Origin of the sequence: Pantoea stewartii subsp. stewartii (genome assembly GCF_008801695.1) — a bacterium.
In the GTDB taxonomy this organism is placed as follows: Bacteria; Pseudomonadota; Gammaproteobacteria; order Enterobacterales; family Enterobacteriaceae; genus Pantoea; species Pantoea stewartii.
In genome coordinates this window covers 1-225 of record NZ_VZPF01000341.1, presented here as the reverse complement: position 1 = coordinate 225, position 225 = coordinate 1, and the positions used below count along the sequence as shown (strand labels likewise).

Annotated in this window: 1 protein-coding gene; it reads left to right on the top strand. The window is 68.4% G+C overall.

Annotated features, from left to right (window positions below):
- The coding region (locus F7Q90_RS26470; RefSeq protein WP_151161259.1) for an IS66 family transposase at positions 1-225 on the top strand (225 nt) is incomplete at both ends.

The window sequence follows — 225 nt, the reverse complement described above, 5'->3', positions numbered from 1 at the left end:
CCACGCTGGGTCGCTGGTCCGGCGCGGTGAGCGAACTGCTGGAGCCGCTGTACGGCCTGCTGCGCCAGTACGTGCTGATGCCGGGCAAGGTGCACACCGACGATATCCCTGTGCCGGTACAGGAGCCGGGCAGCGGTAAAACGCGCACGGCCCGGCTGTGGGTATACGTGCGGGACGACCGCAACGCGGGCTCACAGCTTCGACCGGCGGTCTGGTTCGCGTACT